Origin of the sequence: Pseudomonas sp. 22515, from assembly GCF_052044625.1 — a bacterium.
Taxonomy (GTDB): Bacteria; Pseudomonadota; Gammaproteobacteria; order Pseudomonadales; family Pseudomonadaceae; genus Aquipseudomonas; species Aquipseudomonas alloputida.
The window spans coordinates 10,012-11,777 of the sequence record NZ_JBQENN010000044.1; the positions used below are offsets into that span (position 1 = coordinate 10,012).

Here is a 1,766-nt window from a genome sequence, read left to right on the forward strand (position 1 = left end):
CATCGACGCTGAAATCCCGGGGCTGCTGTGCAGCCCTTTCGCGACACAAGGCCGCTCCCACAAAGCCTATGCCAGGCTTTAGATGTGTACGGCGACCTTCAGGGCTTCCAGTGCCGGCTCGACCTTGATGCCCAGTGCTGCCCCCAGCTCCATTACCCGCGCCAGGTCCTGCTGCCCCACCATGACCATCTGCAGTTCATCATCGAGCAACTGGCTGAAGTTGAGCAGCACATAACCCCCGGCCTCCTTGTTCAGCGCGCCCATCTGCACCTGGATACGGTTGAGCGCGGTCAGTGGCTCGGTACGGGCCAGTTGCTTGGGCTTGAGGGTAAACGGCACGCTGTTGTCGAACGAGTCGCTGATCTGCTGGAACAGCGCCTGGTAGCTGTCGGCCTGGAACACCACGGTATCCGGCAGGCTGCCCAGCACCACCCATTCGCCCAGGGGAATCGGGAAAGTGTCGTCGTAGTTGATGTCGGGGTTGGCGGCCAGGAAGGCGGCAGGGTCGGCGTAGGCCTGGGCGGCCTCGTCGGCGATACGCTCGATGTCTGCCTCACGCATGCAGCCGGCGCCAATGAGGCTGATGAATTCGAGCAACTGAGTTTTCATGAAAGGGGGCCTGCGACGGGTGAAAAGTCGCCAAGGATAGCCGCAAATGCCCCTAGGCGGTTAGCCGGCCTGTGCTTGCAGGCGCGCGGCAGTGTCTGCTGCGCCCATGGTTTGCGCCGCCATCAGGGCGGTGATGCCGCGGGCGTCCTGGTGCGCCGGGTCGGCCCCCTGGGCCAGCAGATAGTCGAGGATTTCGCTGCGGTTGAACATCGCCGCCAACATCAGCGCGGTGCGACCGTCCTGTGCGGCGGCATCCACCGGCACGCCATGCTCCACCAGCAGGCGAATCATCGCCAGGTCCCCTTTGAATGCGGCACCGGCAATCGGCAGCTGGCCATTGTCGTTGGCAATCAACGGATCGGCACCTTGCGCCAGCAGCACCCGCACCGCCTCGTGGTGGCCGTGGTAGCTGGCCAGCATCAGCAAGGTATCGCCCTTGTGATTACGCAGGTTGGCCGGCAGGCCGCTGGCAAGCAGGCGCCCGAGCATGTCGGCGTCGCCCTGGCGGGCACGTTCGAACACCTGCTCGGCGAACGCAGCGGTTTCGTCATCGGTCATGGTGGCAGGTGCGGGTTGGCTGGACATAGGGAACCTCCTGGCATAATTGATGGCCCAAGTGTTCGTCAGGCATGCCATTGCGGTCAAAGGTTCAGATTCTATGAGGCCGATAGGCAAACCCTGACCCGTGCAAAATGCACTGTGCAAAATGCACGACCGTGCACCCTGCACGATGCCGCTTCTGCAAATTACCCGTAACCTCCTGTATTTACTGAGTTTTTCGCCAAACAGGATTCTGGCACGGTCACTGCAACCATCAACTCACGTCTGCCACACACCAGCCAGGAGTTGATATGGACCTCATCCAGCAAAAGTTCGCCTCGGTATTTTCGGCCTATCAAGTGAATACCAAAGCCCGGCCCGATGGCGGTGTACTGCTTACCCTGCGCGCAGCGGATGGCAAGGTTACCCGCCGGGTGCTGACCTATGGGCAATTGCACAGTGCCGAACAGCTGTCCTGGGCGATCAGTGCCATCCGTCGTGACCTGGCTGAAGAGGCCAGTGAGTTGCCGGTCATCTCGATGCTGCAGAGCCAGCAGCGGTTTGCCTTGCCGACTTACCGCTGAGGGGTGTATTGCCTGAACTGGCCTCTTCGCGGG

At 61.7% G+C, this 1,766-nt stretch carries 3 protein-coding genes; 1 reads left to right on the top strand and 2 read right to left on the bottom strand.

Features of this window, described 5'->3' with window-relative positions:
• Positions 1 to 78: 78 nt before the first annotated feature.
• Positions 79 to 609 (bottom strand): hypothetical protein, encoded by a 531-nt coding sequence (locus ACTJJN_RS25870; protein ID WP_440781738.1) that lies wholly within the window; start codon positions 607 to 609, stop codon positions 79 to 81.
• Between the two features lie 60 nt (positions 610 to 669).
• Positions 670 to 1,194, bottom strand: a complete 525-nt coding sequence (locus tag ACTJJN_RS25875) for an ankyrin repeat domain-containing protein (protein ID WP_017147845.1) — start codon at positions 1,192 to 1,194, stop codon at positions 670 to 672.
• A 266-nt stretch (positions 1,195 to 1,460) separates the two neighbouring features.
• Between ACTJJN_RS25875 and ACTJJN_RS25880 the strand changes: the two genes are divergently transcribed.
• Positions 1,461 to 1,733, top strand: coding sequence for a DUF3509 domain-containing protein (locus tag ACTJJN_RS25880; protein ID WP_003252809.1), 273 nt, complete (start codon positions 1,461 to 1,463; stop codon positions 1,731 to 1,733).
• Positions 1,734 to 1,766 lie beyond the last annotated feature (33 nt).